This is a genomic window from Pseudonocardia yunnanensis, assembly GCF_039534065.1.
Classification (GTDB): domain Bacteria; phylum Actinomycetota; class Actinomycetes; order Mycobacteriales; family Pseudonocardiaceae; genus Pseudonocardia; species Pseudonocardia yunnanensis.
Window position 1 is genome coordinate 82405 of sequence record NZ_BAAAUS010000034.1, and the last position, 22903, is coordinate 105307.

Consider the following 22903-nt stretch of genomic DNA (forward strand, 5'->3'; position numbering starts at 1 on the left):
ATGGACGTGGTGTCCCTGCATGACGGTGAGGCCACTGGCCTCGCTGTGCGTGCCGGCGCCCCCGTGCGGTTGCGCCTGTCGCTGCGGGAGGCTCTCTGGCGGATGGTGCGGTGGACGTTGGCACTGGCCGGGGCCGTGGTCGTGCTGTGGTTCGGGGCGGCCTTCCTCGCTGCCGCACCGGCCTCCGCCGCCGTGATCGTTCCGGTGGCGAACGTCCAGACGGGCGCGCCGAAGGGAGGTAGCAGCAAGCCCGCCGGCGGCAAGAACGGCGATTCCGCTTCGAAGAGCTCTTCGACGTCCTCCAGCAAGAGCGCGGAGAAGAAGGCGCCGAAGCAGGAATCCGGTAAGGCCGGCAAGTCTAGCGCGAAGTCCGACTCAGCGAAGACCACCAAGAAGGCGGACTCGGGCGAGAAGAAGACGACCACGGTGAAGAAGTCGAGCACCGGGTCGACGAAGGCGAGCAAGGCGAAGCCGGCCGCCGAGAAGAAGCCGGATGCCAAGAAGGTCACGACGGAGAAGGAATCCGCGAAGTCCGATGCCACGAAGTCGGCGCCGGAGAAGAAGACCACCGCGAAGAAGTCGGCCGCCGAGCAGAAGCCCGTCACGAAGTCGGTCGGCGACACGGAGTCGAACGATGAGGCGAAGTCGGCTCGACCGGCCACTCGAAACCAGACGGACGATCGTCCGGAGAAGTCGGTCGCGGCCACCGACAAGAAGACGGCCTCGAAGAAGGATTCGACGTCGGAGAAGAAGCCCGCGTCGAGCGCTCGGAACACGAAGGCCGGGAAGCCGGTGACGACGGTCCGGGCGGCCGCCGCCGCGCCCGCCAAGCGGGTCGCGAAGTCGGGCACAGCCGCCGCGACCGCTACGAAGCCCGGAGACAAGAAGGCGAACGCTTCCGCCCCGAAGACAGTTGAGAAGGCTTCCACTTCGGCGACGAAATCCGCTGCGAAGCCGGCTCCTGCAAAGCCGACCGCCACGAAGGCGAGTGCTGCTGCCGCGAAGGCGGTCAAGCGCGCTCCCTCGTCCGCGGAGCTGCGCAAGATCGTCCGGGACCAGGTCGGGAAGGTCGTCGACGGAAAGAAGTCGGATATTCAGAAGCAGCTCCGGGCGAGCGGCTCGGATGTCCGAAACCTCGTGGACGACATCGCCGCAGCAGGTTCGCCGAAGGACCGGGCGCAGGCCGTGAACGACATCGTCGATGACGCGATGAAGACCGCCGCGAAGCGCACAGGTGCGTCGGGCAAGAAGATGACCTCGGCCGTCCGGACCACCAAGGCCGCGTTGCAGGACGCCGTCATGGCCACTCTCCGTGAGCAGCCCACGCGTGCCTCGCGGCTGTCGTCGCCAGAGCTGACGGCCGCCGGTGTGCGGGGGCCTCCGGAGAGCGGTACCGGCTTCGGACGATCCGCCCGTGGCTGGGGCGCGGAGTACGACGACTCGGCCGAGCAGACCGAGCAGGTGCTCGAGGGACGCATCGCCGCAGACAAGAGCAAGGCCCAGCTGGCGGCCGACAAGAAGAAGGTCGCCGCGGGCACGATGACCAAGGCGCAGTACGACAAGAACGTCGCCAAGGACAAGAAGCTGAAGGATCAGCTCGCTACCGACCGCGCGGAGCTCTCGCCGGAGCGGGCCGACCTGGTCGACCAGGTCGTCGAGGGGCAGACGTCCTTGGCGAAGCAGGAGAAGACGCTCGCGGCCGAGAAGAAGAAGGTCGCCGCGGGCACCGTCACGAAGCAGACGTATGCGAAGCACACCGCGGCCTACGAGGCGCAGCGCGACGACGTCTACGACGCCACCGACGACCTGATGTCCGCCATGGGCGACGACGTTCCGGACGTCCCGACCCGCGTTTCCGGCGGTGAGGGTTCGGCTGCCGGGTGCGGGGCGAACGGCGCGTTCGTCAAGTGCGGCTCGGTCAGCCGGGACGCCGACGGCAAGAAGGACCAGGACCGCTGCGTCGCCGTTGCCGGGATCTCCTCGGGCTGTTCCGTCTCCACGACATCGGGAGACACCAAGGGCTCGGCATCCTGCACGATCAGCGGCTCGAAGCGCGACTGCAGCAGCACCTCGGCGAGCGGGGACAACAACGCCACCGCGAAGTGCTCGATGACGGCGGGGGAGTGCGGCCAGAGCACCGCAGCCACCCGCCACGGCGCCGACTCCTCGTGCGACACCGGGACCGGCACGTGCGACAGTTCGACGTCGGGCAAGGCGCGCGCCGCCGGTGAAGGAGATCCGGCCGGCGCGACGCCGGCAGTGGCGTCCACCTCGGCGGGGAAGCGCAAGGAGAGCCGGGACGGCAGTGCCTCTGCGCGCTGCACGGCGGCCACCGGGGGCTGCGGTACGTCGAGCAGTGTCGAGACCGGTGACGACTGGGGCAGCCGCGAGGCCGAGGCCGAGGCAGGAACGCGCTGCAACGACGGCGCGACCGGATGCACCGGCTCCGCGTCGAGCCGTACCGGTGCGAGCACCTCGCAGGCGGCGACGAAGACCACCGGCCTCGTCACTGCCTCGACCACGCCCGGTGTGGCGGCGAAGGACATCGCCGCCCGCTCGCAGAAGACCGACGGTTCCGCCACCTGCACCACCAGCGGTGGCGGCTGCCGGGCCGCCAGCCGCTCGACCTCGGGCGACGGCGGGACCGATGGCTGGAGGCGCAGCGGAGCCGCCCCGGCAACCAGCACCGCCACCGTCGACGTCGACTGTGCCGGCTCGGCCGGCTGCTCGGGCTCGGGCTCGACCACGACCCACGGCACGATCACCGCAGGCGCCACGGCCACCACGAAAGCCGCGATCCGCACCACCAGCGCGTCCGGCAGTTGCTCGGCCACCGCGGGGCGGTGCGGCGCCGACTCGACGTCGAGCGTCGGCGCAGAAACCTCCCGCGACTCGCGCGCTCGGTTCGCCGACGACAGCGCCGAGCCGGCGACCGTGCGACTGACGGCGTCGAGCAGCGCCGGCACGCACGTCGACTGTGCGGTCGACGAGTGCGCCGGCAGCGGTTCGACCACCACGAAGGGCGCCGCCACCGGCGACGTCACCGGCACGCGCGACAGCACGGGCACGGCGAGCTGCACGGCACACGGCGCCGGTGGGACTTGTGGCGCGCAGTCCGGCACCGAGGTGTCCGACCGCGACCCGGTGATCGCCGTGGACGGATCGACCTCGGGTGTGTCGGGCCCGGTGAGCGTGTCGACCGCGTCCGCGTCGGTGCAGTGCACCAGCGCGGGCACGGCGTGCGGCGGCACGGCCAAGTCGTCGACCAGCGCCCGCGATACCGCCGTGTCGCCGAAGGCCCGGGGCTCGCAGGCGAGCGCGGACTGCACGGTCACCGACGGTGGATGTTCCGGGAACACCACCTCGTCGGCCTCGAGCGCGCCGGACTACGTGACGATGGACCCGGCCACCGGCAAGCCGGTCGCGGGCCAGCCGACCACCGGCCCGTCGAGCACGTCGTCGGCGAGCGCGTCGGTGGACTGCTCGGCGGGGGCCGCCTGCTCCGGCGTCGCGCACACCGCGTCGTCCGCATCGGACGGTGCCGTCGCGGGAGGCAAGCCGCGCTCGTCCACGGGCTCGGCCACCTGCGAGGCCGGGGGCGGCGCGTGCCAGGCCGAGACCACGTCCGTCTCGTCGAGCGCACCCGGTGCCACGAAGGCCCTCGCAGGCGTCGACGAGACAGGTGCCGGTGCGGAGACGGCCGTCAACCCGGCCCGTCGGCCCGCGGGCCCGTCGGCCGCGTCGGCCTCGGGCGCCGTGCTGAGCTGCGACGGGGGCGATGTCTGCGATGGCAAGGTCACCAGCGCCGCCACCGGCACCGACCCCTCGATCTCGCCCGACCCGCGGGGTTCGCACGGCGAGGGTTCCTGCACGGGGGTCTCGGGTGGCACCTGCCAGGCCGTGACGAACTCGGGTGCCTCCAGCAGCCCCGACGCCAGCAGCATCGCGCCGCTGGTCAAGGCACCTTCGACGGCGAACGCCACTGTCCGCAGCGCCACCACCGGCCCCACCGATGAGGCGCCGTCGGACGACCGGAACCGCGACAACGACCTGCCCGGGCCCGACCAGCCCGCCACACCGCCCGCCCCGACGGCCCCCGGCTCGTCAGCGAGCTCCGGGGCACCGACGGTGCCGGGTGCGTCGAGCTGGACGAGCGCGTCGGCCGTGCTCGACTGCGCCGGCTCGTCGGGCGGGTGCTCGGGCACCGCGAACAGCTCGGCCGCGGGCACCGATGGCCCGGACGCCGGCAACAGCGGCGTGAGCGCGCGCGGCCCGCCGACGGGGGTGTCCTCCTCGACCGGCAGCTGCACCGCAGACGAGAGCGGCTGCCAGGCCACCACCGACTCGACCGCGGGGTCCGGTCAGGTCGTGGCCGACATGATCAGCGAATCCCGGCATGCTGCCGCCGAGCAGGCAGCGCAGGACGCGGAGCAGGCTCGGCAGGTCGCCGAGCAGGCTCGGGAGGCCGCCGCCCGCACCGGTGCGACCGCCGAGCAGAAGAAGGCAGCCGCCGCAGCCGTGACGACCGCGGCCCAGGCGGACAAGGACGCCGCAGCCGCGGCAAGCCTGGCCGCCGAGCCGGTGAAGAACGCTCCGGCGACGTCCTCGGAATCGAGCTCCTCGGCGCAGTGCGGCGCAGGGGATGGTCTGTGCACCGCCGCCACCACGGGCGACGCGAAGGTCACGGCCACTGCGGGGACCGAGAAGGACCCCGCCGCCACCAGCACCTCGCACAGCGGCGCGATCTGCCGCAGTGGCGGGTCCGGTTGCACGGTCGGCAGCACCGCGTCTGCCGGCACTGAGCGGAACACCGGGACCACGTCCGGCCCGCGGGCGGGCTCCACGCAGGCCGACGCCGCGATCGACTGCCCCGACAGTGCGTGCACCGGCAGCGTCACCGGTGACTCCGCCGCCGCGGCCGCCCCGACCGGAGGCAGCGCCGCCGCGATCCGGGCCGCTAAGGCCGGCGCCCCGAAGCCCGGGAAGGGCAACGGCGCGGCCACCGATCCGATCAGCCTGTCCACGTCGGACGGCGCCGCGAGTTGCTCCGGTCAGGAGGGCGGCTGCCAGGCCACCGTGAGCACGGGCGCTTCCGTTGCGGTGCAGCCGGGCAAGGCCGCGAGCGGACGGTTCGGCATCACGTCGGCATCCGCGTCCGCCGACTGCCAGGCCGCCGGCGGTGCCTGCCCGACCACCACCCGCAGCACCAGCACCGGCACCGACGTCCGCGCGGTGCTCGCCGCCACCCAGAAGAGCGGCAAGGCCGCTGCGCGTGGGCGCACGACGACGGCCGTGGCCACGGCCACCTGCTCGGGGAACGGGCCGTGCCAGTCGTCCACCAACGGATACGCCTCGGACAACGTGGCCGAGGTGGCCGCAGGCTGTGCCGGCACCGGCTGCCGCACCGCGATCCAGGGCGAGGCGCGCTACGACGGCAACAGCGCCACCACGCGCTCGGCCTGCACCGCCGAAACCGACGGGGTATGCGGCGGCACCGGCCGGGTCGCCGCCGCGCAGACCGGCGCCCAGGCCGCGGCAGCTTGTGACGGCGCCGCAGCGACCTGCACCCAGAGCTACAAGGCGAGCAGCAAGGCCGGCAGCACGACCGGCGGCAACCGGGCGACCGCCCAGGCGGCCTGCGGGGCGAGCGGCGGCGCGGGCACCGGCTGGTGTGCCACCAGCGGCGTCGCGCAGACCGGCACGGGCTTCGCCATGGCCGGCGCCGCGTGTGAGGGCAGCGCGGGGTCGGGTTGCCGGTACTCCTACCGGGCGCACAGCGCGGCGTCGGCCGGCTCTGCCGCTCACAGCAGCGCCACGGGCTCCGGCAAGGGCACGGTCGGTGGCGGCCAGGTCATGACGACCGCCGCGGCCGCGGCCGGCCCCGGGTTCGCGCAGGCGGCTGCGTCGTGCGTCGGCACCGCGGGCTCGAACTGCCGGTACTCCTACTCAGCGCACGCCTCCGCGGCGGCGAGCTACGGGGCGGCGCACGCGTCGGCGTCGGCGTCCGGTTCTGGCGGGGGCCGCCAGGGTGGTGGCGGTGTTGCGGTGACGGCGCAGGCCGCTGCCGGTCCGGGCTTCGCGAACGCGTCGGCCTCGTGCATGGGCGCCGCGAACTGCAGCCACTCGTACTCGGCGAACGTGTCGGCCTCGGCGGGCAAGGGCGCGGCGCGCGCCTGGGCGTCGGGTTCGGGCGGTGGCGGCCAGGGTGGTGGCGGTGTTGCGGTGACGGCGCAGGCCGACGCCGGTCCGGGCTACGCGAGCGGGTCCGCGTCCTGCTACGGGGCGGCGAACTGCAGCACCGGATACGACCTCAGCGCGTCGGACTCCGCCTCGTACACGGGCGGGAGCGCAAAGAGCTCTGCCAACGGAACGGTGCACGGCTCCGGCCGTGGTGGCCAGGGCGCGATCGGCGGCTCGGTGTCGGTGAAGGCGACGGCCGGGCCGAACAATGCCTCGATCTCCATGTCCTGCTCGGCGCAGCAGTGCTCGGGCAGCGGTACCGCCCACGCCGAAGACCACGCCAAGAAGACGACGGAGAAGGGCACCGCGACCTCGGACCCCACGGCGACCTGCCGGATCAGCGGCGGAAACGGCGCCTGCGGTGCGACGGCGATAGCGGTCGCCAACCCCGACGCACCAGGCAAGGGCACGGTGGCCTCCTGCTGGGGCGGCGGCACGTGCGAGTCGGCGAGGAACGTCAAGTTCGTTCCGGCCCAGCCGACGCCGTCGGCGAAGGCGAAGGGCAAGGACGGCACGCCCGCCCCGAGCACGGTCAACGGCAAGAACCAGTACGGCGTGATCGGCAAGACCGACGAGGACGGCGACATCATTCTCGAGGTCCGCAACGCCGACGGGACGAAGACCGAGCCGACAGTCTGCGAGTCCCCTTGCAAGCAGGATCTGAAGCTCAAGGGCGAGGACGGCCAGAGCATCACCTACGACCCGGGCGCCAAGGAGTCGGAGGACCGTTTCCAGGGGCGCAACCCGCAGGTCGCCGGCAAGTCCACCGCGTCGGACGACCGCTGCAACGGCAGCAAGGGTTGCAGCCTGTCCGCCGACGAGAAGGGCAACCGCGGCGGCTCGGTCGACGGCAAGGGCAGCCTCTACGACGGCTACAGCGACACGACGGTCACGTACACGCAGTCGAACGCGGTGTTCGCCCAACCGCAGCACAACGAGGCGACCTTCGCGAACAAGAACGGCGCGAGGTTCCAGACCACTTATCACGGCGGCGTCGAGTGGAAGGCCCCGAACCCGAAGCTCCCCGGCAAGTTCGACACGTTCACGAGCACCGGCCCGACCGGCACGATCACCGGCCGCGACGCCAAGGGCGCCCCCGCGTTCATCACGTTCACGGGCGCGGGCGAGTTCCACTCCTCCGAGGGCGACATCGTGAAGGCATACGCCGACACGGCCAAGCCGACGTCGATCACCACCCGCGACGCCCAGGGCAACCCGGGCGTCTACAACGTCCAGAGCGGGCTGGTCCACATCAAGGAGGGCTACACCCTCGCCAACCACATCGACCAGAAGTCGACCTTCCTGTCGCGCAACACCTACTGCTCGTTCAACTGCAGCGTGTTCGGTACGCCGCTCAAGCAGACGACCGGCTCGATCTCGGTCACCACCCCGGACGGCACGGGCAAGGGCGGGACACTGGGGTGCAGTGGCTCCTGCACACTCACCCGCCCGAAGGACCTGGCGCAGACGCCGGCGTGCGTGAACTGCGAGCTCACCGAGCACCTCGCCACCGGCAGCGGTCCGGCCCCGAACGGCTACGGCCAGGTGAAGAACCTCGCAGGCAACAGCCCCGTCAAGTTCGTGGACCCGTCCGGCAACGAGCAGCAGTGCAGCAGCGCCGGCTGCCATTTCGGTGTCGTCTACGGCCCGGGCGGCGGGGCGGTCTGCGCGGGCAAGGGCTGTGCCGGCACCAACACGGAGGGCCAGTACCTGACGGGTGAGGGTGCGCTGCTGTACCCGATCACCAAGGGGAAGAACGCGGGCAAGAACACCGGCGTGATGTGCCGGGACGCGGCTAGCTGCACGAGCAACGTCGTCGACCTCGGCTGGAAGGGCGACCCCGACGCGTCCTGGATGTCGTTCACCGACCCGAGCTACAAGCGGCCGGCGCTGGACACCGTGCACGACACGTCGTTGACCAAGATCCTCGGCGCGAAGCCGGGCGACCAGCTTCCCCCGCTGACGAACCCCGAGCTGAACCGCCTGAAGCAGAAGGACCCCGCGCTGGCGGCGAAGTACGAGAAGTCGCTGCGTCCACTCACCCAGGACGAGAAGGACTTCGCGGTCCTCGCGATGGGCAGGAACCTGAGCACGGCGCAGTACGACGAGGACCAGGCCAACGCGATCCGCCCGGCCCTGGACAAGGCCGTCACCGCATACGAGCGAGCCATGCCGGGCGGTCTCACGAGTGCCGAGAAGAAGAAGCTGGCGCCCCAGCTGAAGGTGGTGCGACAGGCCAACGCCCTGAACGAGGAGTTCAGCGACGCGCGGGCCGTCATCGACGCCGTCTCCGTCGCCGACCCGCAGGAGCACCTGAACGGCGCAGACCAGCAGAAGCTCGCCGGTGACTCCGCTCTGCCCGGCAGGGTCGGACAGCCTTCGCTCTCCGCCGTGCAGAAGGAGCTGGAGTCGCTCCAGAACTCCGACGCGCACGGCAACACGACGGTGAAGCTGAGCGACACCGACCTCCAGAAGTCGCACGCCGCTGACCTGGCACAGCTCACCCTGATCCCGCGCAAGGCGGAGTACGCGCAGCAGCTGAACAGCTACAACGCCGAGGTCACCGCCGTCAACAAGGCTGGTGGGGCGGCGCCCGCACTCCAGCAGCAGCTGAAGTCCCGGCAGGCCGCGCTCGACACGGAGAAGGCCGCGATCGAGTCGGTGGACTCGCGGGCGAAGAAGCTGCGGGCCACGCTGCCACTGCCGCCGCCCCCGTCGGCGTCCGCAGTGTCGCGCCTTCGTGAGTACGACGCGGCATTCGCCGGTTCCGCGGGCGACCCTGCGATGGCCGCCCGGCTGCAGGACTGGGACGACCTGCAGACCAGGGCGGGCACGCTCGCGGACAAGATGGGCCGCTCGAAGGATCCGGCCCAGAAGGCGCTGGCCAAGGACTTCGGGACTCTCTCGGGAGTCGCCGGCCTGTCCTACACGACCGTTGCCACGGACCAGGGCTCACGCGCGCGCGGAAGCCTGCTCGGTGGGAACGGGCTGCCGTCCACAGGCAGCACCGACATGCTGCGCGCGGTCACGTCGGCGATCAACAAGCAGCCGTACGACGCGGTGCGCAACGGGACCAGCCCGCTCAGCGGGGAGAAGAACCTGGCGAAGAAGTACTTCGAGGGCGACCCCGCCATGGGCCGGACCGCGGCGGACCGGTACGCGGAGTTCGCCGCTAGGGGCACCCCGAACGAGATCATGAACAAGCTGCTTGCCGTGCAGCAGTTCTCGTCACAGGACCTGACGAAGGTCGACAAGAAGATCGCCGACCCGATCCGCAAGTACGCCAAGGGCGGCGGCAAGGTCGAGAAGCTCAACATGCTGTTCGAGAACCCGGAGACGCACGAGGTCGGCCTGATGCCGATGTACCGGGTGACGAACGGCGACGACGTCACGCTCATCGACGTCGAGGGTGCGCACTACAGCGAGCTGAAGGACTTCCGCGACAACAACGAGATCTTCAGCGAGGACACCCCCGTTCTCGCACCGAAGAGTCTGCGCACGGCTGGTACCCAGGGAGCGGATCTCCATCTCGAGGAGACGACCGGGCGCCACATCTCCGGATGGGACAAGACCAAGGGATACGTCTACTCCGGACTGATGGTCGCGGGCGGCATCGGGCTCTATGTGGCAGGCGGCGCGAGCACGATCTTCACAGCTGGGCTCGGGACCCCGGCGGGTGTTGCCGCCGCCGCCGGGGGAACCGCGATGATCGCGGGCGCTGTCGGCAGTGGTGCCGAGGCCTACAACGACCTCCGCAACCGCAGTGCCCACGGACAGAGCAACAACCCCTTCACGTCGCCGGGCGCGCGTCAGGCGTGGGTGGGCATCGGCTCCAGTGCGCTCGGCCTGGCGACCATGGGTGTCGGCGCGGTCGCCGCGAAATCCGCGGCAAGTGCCGGGGTCGCCATGGAGGCCGCCGCCGGGGTGAGCAGTGCGAGCACTGCCGCGAGAACGGCTGCAGCCGCTGCGGACAGAGCGGCCGTCTGGGGGAGCCGCTCGAACGTGGCGAACAAGGTGGCGACCGGTGTCTTCGGCGGCTTGGCGGTCAAGGAGACCGCGCAGGTCGCCGCGAGATGGGACGACATGTCCACCGGCCAGAGGTGGGAGGCCGGCGGCAACCTCGCCCTGAACTGGGGCATGCTCGCCATGCCCACGGTGATGGACAAGCATGCCCAGGCCACGGGCTTCCGGGGCATCGGCGTCCCGCGGGCGCCCACCGCACCCGCGGTGACCGGGACGTCGGCGCTGCCGAGCCGTCCGGTCACCGCAGCAGGTGCCGAGCCGCCGGTCGCATCGATGCGGAACGCCCTGCCTGTCGCAGCCGCAGCGGGCCGGCCTGCCGCGCTACCGGGTCGGGCAGCCGTTCCTGCCGCGGGAGCAGCGGCACCGGGGCGGGTCGCATCGGTCCGCGTCACCACTCCGGACGGACAGGCGTACGTCGTCCGTCCGGGGCGAGGCGGGGGAGCCGAAGTGTCGCCGGCGCGAGGCGTCCCGGCCGAGCGGAGCGCGAGCCCGGACGTGCAGGCGCAGCGAACGTCCCCGACCGACCTGCCCTCCTGGCTCGGCGGGGGCCGGGCCATCGGGGAGCGGTCGGTACCTGCGCCTGCCGTACGTGGTGAGAACGCCGCCGCGAGCGGTGGGGCGCGCGCCACTGAACCGGCCGCCGGCGCCGCGACCGCGGCACGCCCCGTCCGCAACGTGCAGGACGTGGCATCGAACGCACCGGGCGCTCCGCAGAGCCGGGTGCTGGGAGCGCTGGGAGCGAGGACCAAGCGGGCGATGTCCTCGGTTGCCGCGGGTCTGATGGTCATGAGCGGGCCCGTCACCCCGGGGCGTGGCGCTGTGGTGGAGCCCGCGGGCGCGCGGGTGAGCGGTGAGCGGGTCGCGGCGGAGCACCAGCCCGGACGTTCGGTGCGGCCCACGGAGCGGAGTGCCCATGACTCGACCGCCGGCACCACCCGCGCGACGGGTGGGGAGCTCCGGAACGCCACCGTCCGGACCGCACAGGTCGCGGCTGAGCTGCGGTCCGCGGCGCCCCGGAACGTGCAGCCGCGAGCCGTGCAGGAGGCCGGGCAGGCGTCGGCCGGATCACAGCCCGGCAGGACCGGATCCGAGCAGCGGCAGGGCGACTTGCAGGCGGCGCCCGGGCAGACCGTGATGCGCGCCGGGCCCGGCGGCGGCGGATCACCGGTCGGGTGGTTGGCCCCGCCGTCGATGCGGGTTCCGGTGCTCGACGACGAGAGCTGGATCAGTTCGATCGGTGCGCTGCGCGGAAAGGTCAATGCCACCCCACGCGTCCTGAAGGTCGACAAGTGGTTGTCGCAGTACGCGCGAACGAAGGACCAGCGTGAGAACCAGAAGGATGCCGTCGCGCAGGACGCCGAGCTGATCAGTGCGGAGCGCGGGCTCCACCAGTTGCGGGATACACGGTCTCAGGCCGCGGCACGGCGGATCGGAGACGCCGAGAGGCTTGAGCTGGAGGCTTCCCGGCTCGCTGACGGGGACGCCCAGGTCACCGTCCTGCGCGGGATGGCGCGGGAGGCGCGCCGGCAGGCCGAGTCGGCTCGGCGGGAGATCGCCGCGGCGGACGAGAGACTCGCGGAGGGCGCGTCCGAGTTCGCTGCCGCCCGGGCACGAACCGAGCTGCGCGAGGCGCAGGAGCGGCGGGGCAACGCCGTCGCAGCCGAGGCGGAAGCGAGATACAAGGCGTCGAGGTCGTCGCTGCCCGACGCCGCGGCGCAGAAGTCCTTGGAGAACGCCACTACCGAGCTGCGTCAGGCGGACCTTCATCTGGCGGAGGTCATCGCTCGGGCCGACGCGGAGACAGATGCCGCCCTCCTCTCCGGTGTGCAGCCGTCGCCGATCGAGTTCGCCGCCGCGCGGGCTCGTGCCCAGGCCCTCGCTCAGCTCCGCGCCGCCGGCGCGCAGTGGGAAGGTCGTCGCGCGGATCTGCAGAGCGCCGTGGCCCAGAACGCCTCGCCGGAGGATCTCGCCGCGAGCCGGCGTGCTGTCGCCGATGCCGGGGCCGGCCTGTCGGTAGCGGCGGCCGCGGTCCGGCGCGCTCCTGCGGGCCCGGGCCTCCGGACGTTGACGCCGCATCGGTCGGCAGATCGCCCCGCGCGCGATGCCGCCGTGTTGATCGGCTGGTGGCGTGCCGCCGGCGCTCCGGCCCCGGTGACCCGCGACCTGGCCGGCCTGCTCCATCGCGCGGAGGGCGCGGATCGCGACGGAGCTGCGGTGCGGGGCCTGCTCCCCGAGCTGCGCGGACTGCGTTCCGCGGACGCGCGAAGGCTGCAGAGCTTCGCCGGTCGGCACGGGCTGGGCTGGGACGAGACGACCCGCACGGAATTCCTGACGGCGCTGCGGCGCGCCAACGACGACCCCGCTGTCGGCACCGCGCCCCGGGAGGGGACTGCGGCAACCGTGTGGACCGCCAGAAGGGCCGACGGTGTCCGTGCCGCGCGCAGGCATGCGCAAGGAAGCCCGTTCCTGCAGCTCGTTCCGTCGAGGCTGAGTGATCGGGTGGCACAGGCCGGCCGACGTACGTTCGGCGGCGGTCTCGACGTCGCACGTACCGGCGTGGCGAGCCTCGTGCTGCTCGGCGGCGGGTTCGCGGTGCTCGGTAGCGGGCCTCTTGTTCCGTTCTTCGGTGGCATGGCTGCCTTCATCGGCGGCGGGGCCGTGCTCCGCATGCTGCGCCACAGCGTGCAGGCCCGCGGACCCCCGGCGATCGGTCGCACGCTTCACCGAATGGCGATCCGCGCACTGATCACCGTGGCGATCGCCGCACCGCTGGTCGGTGCCCTCGCAGCGGTCGCGCGCGCCGAACCGGTCGCTCGCCCGACGAGTCCGACGAGCCGGCAGCACACGAACAGCTCGACGCTGACGACGCTCCCGAACGACCGGGTGGGGTCGCTGGCTGCGGGCCTCAACGTCACGCCGCGACAGCTCCGCGCCGCGAACCCGGGTGCTCGGCTGCCGATGCACGACGACGCACCGATCGGCCGGTGGGTGCGGCTGGTCATCCCCGCTGCGGCGAAGGATGTCTGGACGGTCCAGCCTGGCGACTCGCTGTGGGCGATCGCCGAGCGCTTCGACGTCCGTGGCGGCTGGCAGCGGCTCGCCGTGGTCGACCGGGCCGATATCGGGGACAACCCGCGGCTGATCCACCCGGGTGCGCTGGTCCGCATTCCGGGACTCCCCGCGGCCCCGGACAGGTCGCAGGGCTCGCCGTCCACCACACCCAACCCCGACCCGAGCCCGTCCGGCGCTCCGGGGCCGTCTCCGAGCGCGTCCGCGCCGTCGAGCAGCCCCGCGCCGACGGCGTCGACCGGTGCTCCGGCGAACCCGCCGACCGGCCGGCCCGTGTCCCGCGGTCCGCCCTGGGCCGTGATCGGCGGCGCCCTCGCGGTGCTGGCGACCGCGCTGGGTATCCGTTTCGCCCTGCCGCGCGCCGCGCGCATCGGCGACGCGTTCCGCAGGCCGTTCGTGGCCATGGGCCGCGGCCTGGGGGAGCTCGCGAACGCGGCGGGCGGTGCATGGCAGCTGATGCGCCAGCGGCGCGCAGCCCGGTCCCTCGCCCGCAGCCTCGACGCGGCACGACAGCGGCTGGAAAACGCGTCGCGCCTGCGCTGGAACGGCGGACAGGTGGCTGCCGGCAACCAGTTGCAGCGTCGGATCGGCCGCGCGCAGGACGAGCTCGAGGCGGCCCGGAACGGCACGCTGTCCACCGGGTTCACAGAGCTCGCCGGGCGTGTCACGGCGATCGCGAACGAGGTGGACGCCCTGCTCCCGGCCACAGGCGGGCGGGCGACGAACGCGGCGGTGTCGAACCGTCGGGTCGGCCGGTGGGCGCCGATCAGTGCCGTCGCTGCCGCCGCACGGGTCGTGGGCGCGGCCATCGCGGCCAGGACCGCGAAGCTGCGGACCACCCGGCTCCGGGCGACGGGCGAGAACCGGATCTACCCGACCTACGTGCAGGAGTTCCTCGCGTTCATCAGTCCGGCGCTCGGCGCCTTCGTGGGCCAGCTGCTGCACCTCAAGCTGCGCAAGCAGCCCCGCAAGGCCGGCGAGTCGACCGCGATCCGTGAGCGGCTGCGGCGCGGCTGGACGAAGGTGAAGAGCCTGATCTACAACCGGGCGTTCGTCGCGGGCGGCGCCACGGTGTTCGGCAAGTTCGAGCAGGAGTACCTGCTGCCCTGGCAGGTCGCCGGGATGCGGCTGTGGCTGGGCGTGAAGTGGATGTTCACCGACAGCGGCAGTCTCGCCGTGCTGGACCAGCAGAAGGTCGGTGGCAGGACGACGATGCGGAAGCGGACCCTGGGCGCCTGGCTCTCCATCCGCGCCGGGGTGTCGCTGATCGTGGAGGGGATCGGCCGGGGCGAGTTCTTCGTCCTGCACTTCGACGTCCCGGGCAAGGAGCTGAACCAGCCGGCGGGCCGCCCGAAGCTGGTGGGCTTCCACCCGCTCCGGTGGGTGCGCAACTACGTCCTGGCGCTGGACCTGAACCCGGTGACGTGGAAGCCGTTCACGTTCACCTCGCAGTCGCAGATCGGTTTCGGGGTCGGTCCGCGCAACTTGCAGCTGCCGAACTACGTCGAGTTCCGGATCTCGGGCCAGACGATCGAGTTCGGCTACCGCGGGCGGGTCCGCTCGTTCAACCTGGTCACCGACCCGGGCCGCTACCTGGCCATGGGCGCGCTGTGGGTTGCACGCCGGGTGGTGGCGCCGGTGCTGCCCTCGCGTGTCCGGCAGGCACTGGGCACGCTGCCCGGCAGGCTCGCCAGCCGGCGCGCAGCGACCGGCCGGGCCGTGGCCGATCGGGTGCGGACGTTGCTCCTGGCGACGCTCGACGACCAGCAGGCCGAGCTCGACGCCGTCCGGACCGAGCTGGCGCGGGTCGTCGTCGCCAGGGCAGCGCAGCCGGAGCCTTCGGTGCAGGTTGTCGTGATCGGCGGTACGGCGGTCTGGGTGCTCGACCCGAGCGCGGTCCTCGCCGTCCGGGAGGCGCAACTGGTCGTGCGGCTGGACAAGCTCACGACGGCGATGACCACGAACCGTGCAAGCGTCGGCAAGCTCGTGGCGCCTCGGATCGCTGCCGCACAGGAGAGCCTCCGTGGTGCGTCGCGGCTGCACTGGGACGACATGCAGCGCCACACGGCCGCGCAGCTCGGTGGCCGCCTGCGAGTGCTCGGCGAGGTGTTCGACCAGCTCGCTGCCGACGGGACTCCGGAACTCAGAGCGGCCGACCTGCGCAGACTCGTCACGCTCGCCGATGCGACCCGGGCACAGCTCGACGCCCTGCTGGCCGAGGCGGCCCCACGCGGGCCGCCGCCCGCGTCCGGCCACACCATCGCGGCCGACGCGAGAACGCGGGAAATGGTCGAGCTGACCGAGGAGGAGCTCACCGACTTCCACGCGGTGCGCGCCGAGCTTGCAGCCGAGGGCCGGATCGCGCCTGCCGACGCCGCGGTGTCCGCGGTCGCCGACCCGGACGGGCTGTGGGCAGGCGCCGGGATGACGCTCGAGCTCGCGCACGGGCTCAACGAGCGGATGGCGCAGCGTGCGGCGCGGGCCGGGCGGCGGCAGGTCGTGATCGTGTACGCGACCGACGCGGTCACCGGCGCGGTGACGGCCGACCGTGACCTGTTCGAGCAGCGGATCCGCCACCTGCCCGAGGACGTCCGGCGGGCGGCCGCGGCGCACGAACACCACCACGTCCAGCACCCGGCGGACACGGAAGCGGCGACCTTCGCCGCGCACGGGCCGTCCAGCGAGCAGGTCGCCCTGCTCTCCGGGCCGCGACGTGGTGGTGTGGTGGCGCGTTCGATTCGGCGCGCCCTGCACGCTCTGCATGCGCGCCTCGCCCCCGTGCTGGTCGACGCCGCAGCGCAACCCGGCATGGGCATCGCTCCGGGAGCGCGTACGGGCACCCTCGCCGAGGTGGCGGCCACCGCCGCTCCGGGAGTGGTGTCGCAGGTCCGCGCAGCGTGGAGCTCACGTTCGCCGAGGGGGCCGCCGCGCGGTGTCGTCCGGTTGGCCCGGGACCTGCGCGTCGGGGCCACCGTGTGGTGGATCGACACGGCAGCCGGCCTGAACCTCGCGTTCGGGTGGAGAGGGCTGCCCGAGCTTCCGGTCACCTGGACCAGGCCCGCGCTGCGTGCGGCGGTGCTGGCCGCGCTGACGAAGTGGCGGGTGCGTGACGTCGGCCGGGAGCACCGGATCTACGTGCCGTACCTGCAGGTGTTGCTCGGGCAGATCCCGGTTGTCGGCCCCTTCCTGCGGATGATCGATCTGACTCAGCTGCTGCACCTGAAGTTGCGGGTGTTCGACGAGACGCAGCGCCTGGGTGCCGAGCCGAGGCCGGTCGGCCTGCGGGCGAAGTTGCGCAGGATCGCCGGGTTCGTCGGTGCGCTGCGCTACAACCGGGCGTTCGTCGCCGGCCTGCCGGTGACGCATCCGCCGGTCGGCCCGGAGGTCCACGGCCAGTACGTCGGCCTGGGGCTCAAGGTCAGCGGAGGTGTCTACGGCCTCTACAGCGACCTCACCGTCGCCGAGATCAAGAAGCCGTTCGCGAACGACAACATCACCGTCGGGACGTTCGTGCTGTTCCGGATCGACGTGCAGCTCTACCTGGGGCCGATCCGGCTCGCCCTCGGCTTCATCACCTTCCACGTGGCGGGCAAGAAGCTGACGAAGAAGCTCACGGCGCCACGGCGCGTGGGGTGGCAGCGCCTGAACCTCTGGCGCTGGGCCAGGGACTGGCGCGCGGTGCACGACCTGAGCGTGACGACGACGGACCTCTTCGACTGGCTGTCGCAGTTCCACCTCGTGCTCGGGATCGGCCCTCGCGACCCGGTGGTGCCCCACTTCGCCGAGTGGCGTCTCGCGCTCCTGAACCTGACCGTCGTCGAGTACGGCGAGGCGGGCACGCCGATCAACCTGCTTTCACGTCCGGGACGAGCGGCGCAGGAGCGGCTCGCGAGGCAGTCCGGCACGCCCCTGGCCGCGGCCGAGCCGGGCCGGTCGGAGAGGCGCCGGAGCACGCTCGCCGAGCGCCAGGCCGCCCAGGACCGGCGGGTGCGGGATCGCACCCTGGCGCGGCTGCGCTTCGCGGTCGAGCGGCAGCGTGCCCGGCTGGCCCGGGTGGAGCGCGCGCTCCGGGGGACCGACGAGCGGCTCGTGCGCCTCCTGGCGAGCGGGGGTTCCGACCTGACCATCCGGGCCATGGGCGCGCGGCGGTCCTGGCTCCTGAAGACGCGAGTCCGCCTGATCGAGGTGATCGGTGAGAACCAGGGGCAGGCCCGCGCGATCGCCGAGCGCGCCGCGAGCGCCGGCTCCAGGGATGGACAGCAGAGTGCCGCGCCGGCGTCACTGCTGCTGGTGCCGCCGAGGACGCAGCAGTCCGGCGTGCGGGAGTCCGGCACGGTGCCCGGCTCCGTGACCGGGCGGGTCGGTTTCGACCTCGGCCATTTGGTGGCCGGTCGCACCGAGAGCGGCCTCGAGAGCGTCCGGAGCGGCGATGCCGTAGCGGCTCGGCGCGACGCCGACGGCCGGGTGGTCGTGGCGATCGCCGACCAGCAGGCCGGGGCTTCGGGGACCACGGCAGCGGAGGTGGCCGTCACCGCCGCGATGGACGCGCTCCACACCCAGGATCCCGACGCCCCGGCCGAGCGTGTGGCACGCGCCGCGTTCGCGGCCGCGGCAGCAGCGACGGCCGGCCGCGCGATGGCGGACCCGGGTTCGGCAGGCGAGGCCCCGCCCACCACGACGCTGCTGATCGCGGTGGCGACGCCCACCGGCCGCGGCACCACCCGGATCGCTGTGGCCTGGGTCGGCGACAGCCGGGCCTACGTGGTCCGGGACGGTGGTGCTGCCGGGCAGATGACCGACGACCACACCTGGAGCGTGCCGCAGGAAGGCACTGCGGACCCGATCACCGCGCCCGGTCAGGTCGTCACGCGCTGGCTGGGCACCGACCCGTCGGCCCAGCCGGACGTCGTGGTCGCCGAGGTCACCGGGCCTGGTGCGTTGATCCTCACCACCGACGGTGTGCACAACTACTTCCCGACCCCGGACGCCCTCGCCGCCACCGCTCTTCCGGTGACCGCACCGGGCCGGGCCGCCGACGCTCTCCTCGACGCCGTCCGCGCGGCCGGGGGTACCGACGACGCAACCGCCGCCGTCGTCGCGCTGAACAGGGGCGGCACCGGACACGGGACGCCGGCACCGCGCCGGGACGGCGGGCGTCGGATCGGGGGTGTGGCACCGGCGGTGGGGGCCGCGGTGCTCCTGGGGCTGGCGGCCGTCGCGGACATGGTGGCGGGACATCACGGCGGATTCGCCATGGCGGCAGCCGGGGTGCCGTTCTGGGGCCTGTTCGGCCGGGGCCTGTCTCCGGCGCGGCTGGATGAGCTGCGGGACGTCGAGGTCGTGGTCGACGGATCGGACGGCTCGTTGCCGAGGGTTCTCTCGGCGGAGACCGCGCACGGAAAACGGTGGATCAAGCCCGGGCGTAGCCGGTTCCACCCGCTTGCCGCCGTCGCGAGTGCGATCCAGTTCCGCATCCTCGGCGGCCTCGCGCCGGACACGCGGCTGGTGATTGCGACCGAACCGCGCGACCTCGGCGACGGCCGCGTCTTGGCCCGGGGGGAGCCGGTCGAGATCGCCGTCCACACGCCCGGCCGCGTGGACGCCCTCCTGCATGCGCGGCCCGCGCAGCGCGACGACATCTACGACCAGCTCGCGGGCACGTTCGTGGCGAACGCGCTCTCGGGCAACTGGGACGGACCCTCGCCGAAGAACGTCGTCCTCGACACCGACGGCCGCGCAGTTCAGGTTGACTTCGAGCTGTCCGAGCGGTTCCTTCCCGAGAGCCAGTGGCGAGGGGCACGGCCGTTCGTCCACATCGGTATGGCGCCGGTCGAGCGTGGTGAGTCGCTGGCGAGCTGGCTGCGCGTACTTCTGCACGCCCGCCCCGGCGCCTACGGACGGCTTTCCGAGGAGGAGATCGTCCGGCAGCTCGGCGAGGCGCTCCGCCATCGCGACCGGTTGCTCGCCACCGCTCTCGACGGTGCCGCGCTCGCGCGGACACTGCGCGACCTCGAGTGGATCGAGCGGGTCGTGGCCGCCGGTGGCCTGGGTGCGGCGCCGCATGGTGCGGAGGTCCTTGACTCACTGGCGCTGGCCCGGGTCGTCGCCCAGCAGCGGTACGGGCTCGGTGATCCGGACCGGCGGGCGCGCTACCAGGCCGACGCTGCTGCCCGTGCGGACGCCTTCGCGGTCGCGCTCGACTCGCCGACCGGGCATCCGGCGCAGCTGGGCCGCGAGGAGCTGGCGGCGCGGTTCGACGAGGGCCGGCTCCTCGGCGTGCACGGATACGACGAGGCCGGCAGCACCTGGGCGGCCACCATCGCGGATGGCGCTGCCGGGGCGGGCGAGGCGGCGCCCCGGCTCGTCGTGGGCGGTGTCCCGGATCCGGCGTCGAGCCTTGAACCGGGCGCCCTGGTGGATCGGGTCGCCGATGCGGCGGTGGCCGACCTCCCGGTGGAGCGCTACCAAGAGGTGCTCTTCGCCGACGCGGGCTACACCGCGTTCACCGGGCCTCGGATCGGAGCGCTCGCCGAGGTCATGTCCGCACTGCGGGTGGGCGGGACCCTGACCATCGGGATCGACGCTGACGCCCACCCGTATCTGCCCGAGGTGACAACCGCCCTTCGCGGGCTCGGTGCGGCAGAGGTCACCGTGCTGACCGAGCCCGATCGGATCGTCGCGATCAAGACCGCACAGCCGTCGCGCCCGGCTCTGCTCGAGATCCATCGGCGTGGCGCCGACCGGGCCCGCGCGATGCTCGCTCGTCCTGGCGGGCCGGGCGGCAAGCGGTTCACCTGGTTGCAGGACGCGGTGGGTGCCGCCGCACCGAGCCACGCGCGTACCGACCTGCTGGCTGACCTGCTGCGCCACACGGAACATCGGCTGGGAAACAGCGCACCTGCCGTTGCCGCGACGGACGTGGCGCCCCCGGTCCGTTCCGCGCTGACATCGGAACAGCAGGCGACGCTCGATCGGGAGATCGTCCGCCGGGGTCGTCACCTGTTCACGAAACCGGAGAGCTGGGCGGCGGCCCTGCGGGATCTGCCGGGTTACGTCCGCAACTCCCGGTGGACGACGACGGTCGTCGGGAGCCTTCTCGAACAACTCGCGGTGCCGGTGATGCAGGAACTCGCTGATCGTCGCGGCGAGCTCATGCTGAAGAACGTGCTGGTCCGGATGGTGACCGACTCCGGGAAGGTCCTGGGCGACCTGCTCGAACTCGACTACCTCTTCGTCGATGACGCCGGTCCCGTGCGGTACGTGAGCGTGAAGGCGAACGCGAAGAGGTTCAAGCCGACCGCGGAACGCGCACTCCTCGAGCGGTTGCTGACGCTAGTCCCGGATCAGCGAGGCGAAGCGCTGCGGAGTTATCTCACCGAGCAGGGCGCTCAGGATCCCAAGACGATCGCCCGGATCGTCGACCTGGTCGTGTCGTGGGACGGCTCGGGCGAGCCGATGTCGTTGCGCGAGTTCCGCCAGACCTACGTCAAGGGCGTGGCGGCCGACCAGGTCGAGATCGACAAACTCACATCCGCTCGCGACGCGGGCGACGGATACCGGATCGGTCTGACGCCCGAGCAGCTGCTTGACGAGGTGGTGCTGAGCGTCGGACGGACGCTCGCGGCGCTGCAGGAGGCACAGTCGGGGCAGGCCCGCAGCGGCGACTCCGGCGCGATCACCGTGGAGTACGCCGGGTTCACCCTGGCGGCGTCGGCCGCGGGCCTGTTGGTGTCGGCCGCCGTGCAGGGAGTACTGCCGGCGGTGGTGCTGCCCGTCCTCGCGGTCGGCGCGGCTGTGGCCGCAGTGATCGGCGCCAACCGGATCAGGCGCATGATCGGCCGCCCGCGAGTACGTGGGCCACCTTCGGCCGCCGCGGCAGGCCGGGCGAACCTGAGCGCTCGGACCCCGCTCCATCGGGTCCAGGTGCCTGCGGAACCGTCTACTTTCGACACCCAGCCCGTCGGACGGAGCGGTGAGGCGGGAAGCGGTGGGGTCGCGGCGGTCGACGAGCAGGGCGACGACCGAGGTCACCTGCTCGCGCTCGACACGGACGGCCGGTTCGCCGACCTGCACGCCTCCGGGATGGCCGGCGTGCTGGACGCGGTACTGGATGTCCTCGCCGCGTTGCAGCCGGCGGGACGGCTCCGTGACGCCGGGCGCGGAGCGATGCGCGACGCCTCCCCGCGCGGACGATGGTCGACCGAGGGCCTCGCGTTCCCGCTCGGTGACGACCTGAACCACGAGGTCGGCCAGGTGCTGGCGGCTCGCGGCCTGCCGCACATCACCATCATCTACTTCCTCGACCGGGCCGGCCGGAGGGTGGTGGCGGACCGGAAGCTGTTCGCCGAGATCAGGCGTCTGCCGCTCGACGTCCGCGCCGCCATGGAGGATCACGAGCTCGTCCACTGGCGCCACGGTGACTTCTCCGAGCATGAGGTGTGGCGCTACACCGCGGGTGATGGGCGGACGCCGGTCACCGGACCCGTACTGCCCGCGGGCCCGCGGCTGCGGACGCTCGGGAAGGTCGAGTTCCTCCGCACGCTCGACTCGCGGGCGGTCGGCGCGGACGGGCGGCTCGGCGAGCCGATCAGCCGGACCGTTCGCGGTGGCCGCCCCAAGTCGATGCTGGTGAGCAAGGGCGACGGGAACCTGCTGGTCGTCAAGCACTGGGACAACGACCCCGCCACGGTGATCCGCACCGTTGTCGCGGCCGCCGTCTACGGAGTTCTCGGTGTGCCGGTTCCCGGCACCTGGCTCGCGATCGCCACCGAGGACACAGCCGGTGGGGAGATCCGGGCCGGTGACGTCGTGGAGATCGCCGAGTACATCGACGGCGACGTGCCCGCCTTCGACTCGCCGGCGCAGCGTGCCCGGTTGGCAGGCGAATGGCCCGGCAACGCGCTCCTGCAGGACTGGGACGCGCAGCGCCTGAAGCGGGACAACATGAAGCGGCGCGACGGGAGGGACTACCGGATCGACTTCGACACCGCGATGCGCCCGGGGATGGGGCTGCCGGTCGAGGGCTTCCGCATCCCCGTCCAGGGGCACGAGCGATTCGCCGCCGCCGTCCTCGGGATGCTGACGCCCGACGCCATCCTCGCGAGGCTTCGCTGGATCGTGAGCCTTCGCGACCGGATTCTGGCCCGAGTTCCTGCCGGTGAGCTCCACAGCATGATGGTCGCCAGGCTGGACTGGGCCGACTCGGTGGCGCGTACCGAGGAGCTTCCGCCGCTGCTGCTCGCCGACCTCGACGAGGCACGACGAGCGATGGCAGTGACGTTCCCGGCTGACCAGCCCGGGATCGACGTTCCTGCCGCGGACCGTCCTGCCGACGAGCCGGGCGACGGCCTGATCCCCGACGTGCTCCGGCTGGCGAGCCAGGGAGAGCTCGAGGCACTCGCCGCTGCCGGCGCCCCGGTCTGGATGCACGGCTACCGCGGGGCAGGCGGGGGCGTCGAGCTGTGGGAGATCTCCTTGCGCGCCTCCGATGCGACGGACGACAACAGCCGCGAGTGGACACCGGACGTCGTGCACGTCGATCAACGGCGTGTGCTGGCCGCGCTGACGGGGA

At 72.6% G+C, this 22903-nt stretch carries 1 protein-coding gene (cut by a window edge); it reads left to right on the forward strand.

What is annotated here, in order from left to right; all coding sequences use genetic code 11:
- Positions 1 to 22903, forward strand: partial view of a DUF4781 domain-containing protein gene (locus ABD743_RS29070; RefSeq protein WP_344725546.1) — the 5' portion only. It continues 6896 nt past the right edge of the window; the window shows 22903 of its 29799 coding nt (coding positions 1–22903); the start codon lies at positions 1 to 3; its stop codon lies off the right edge, out of view.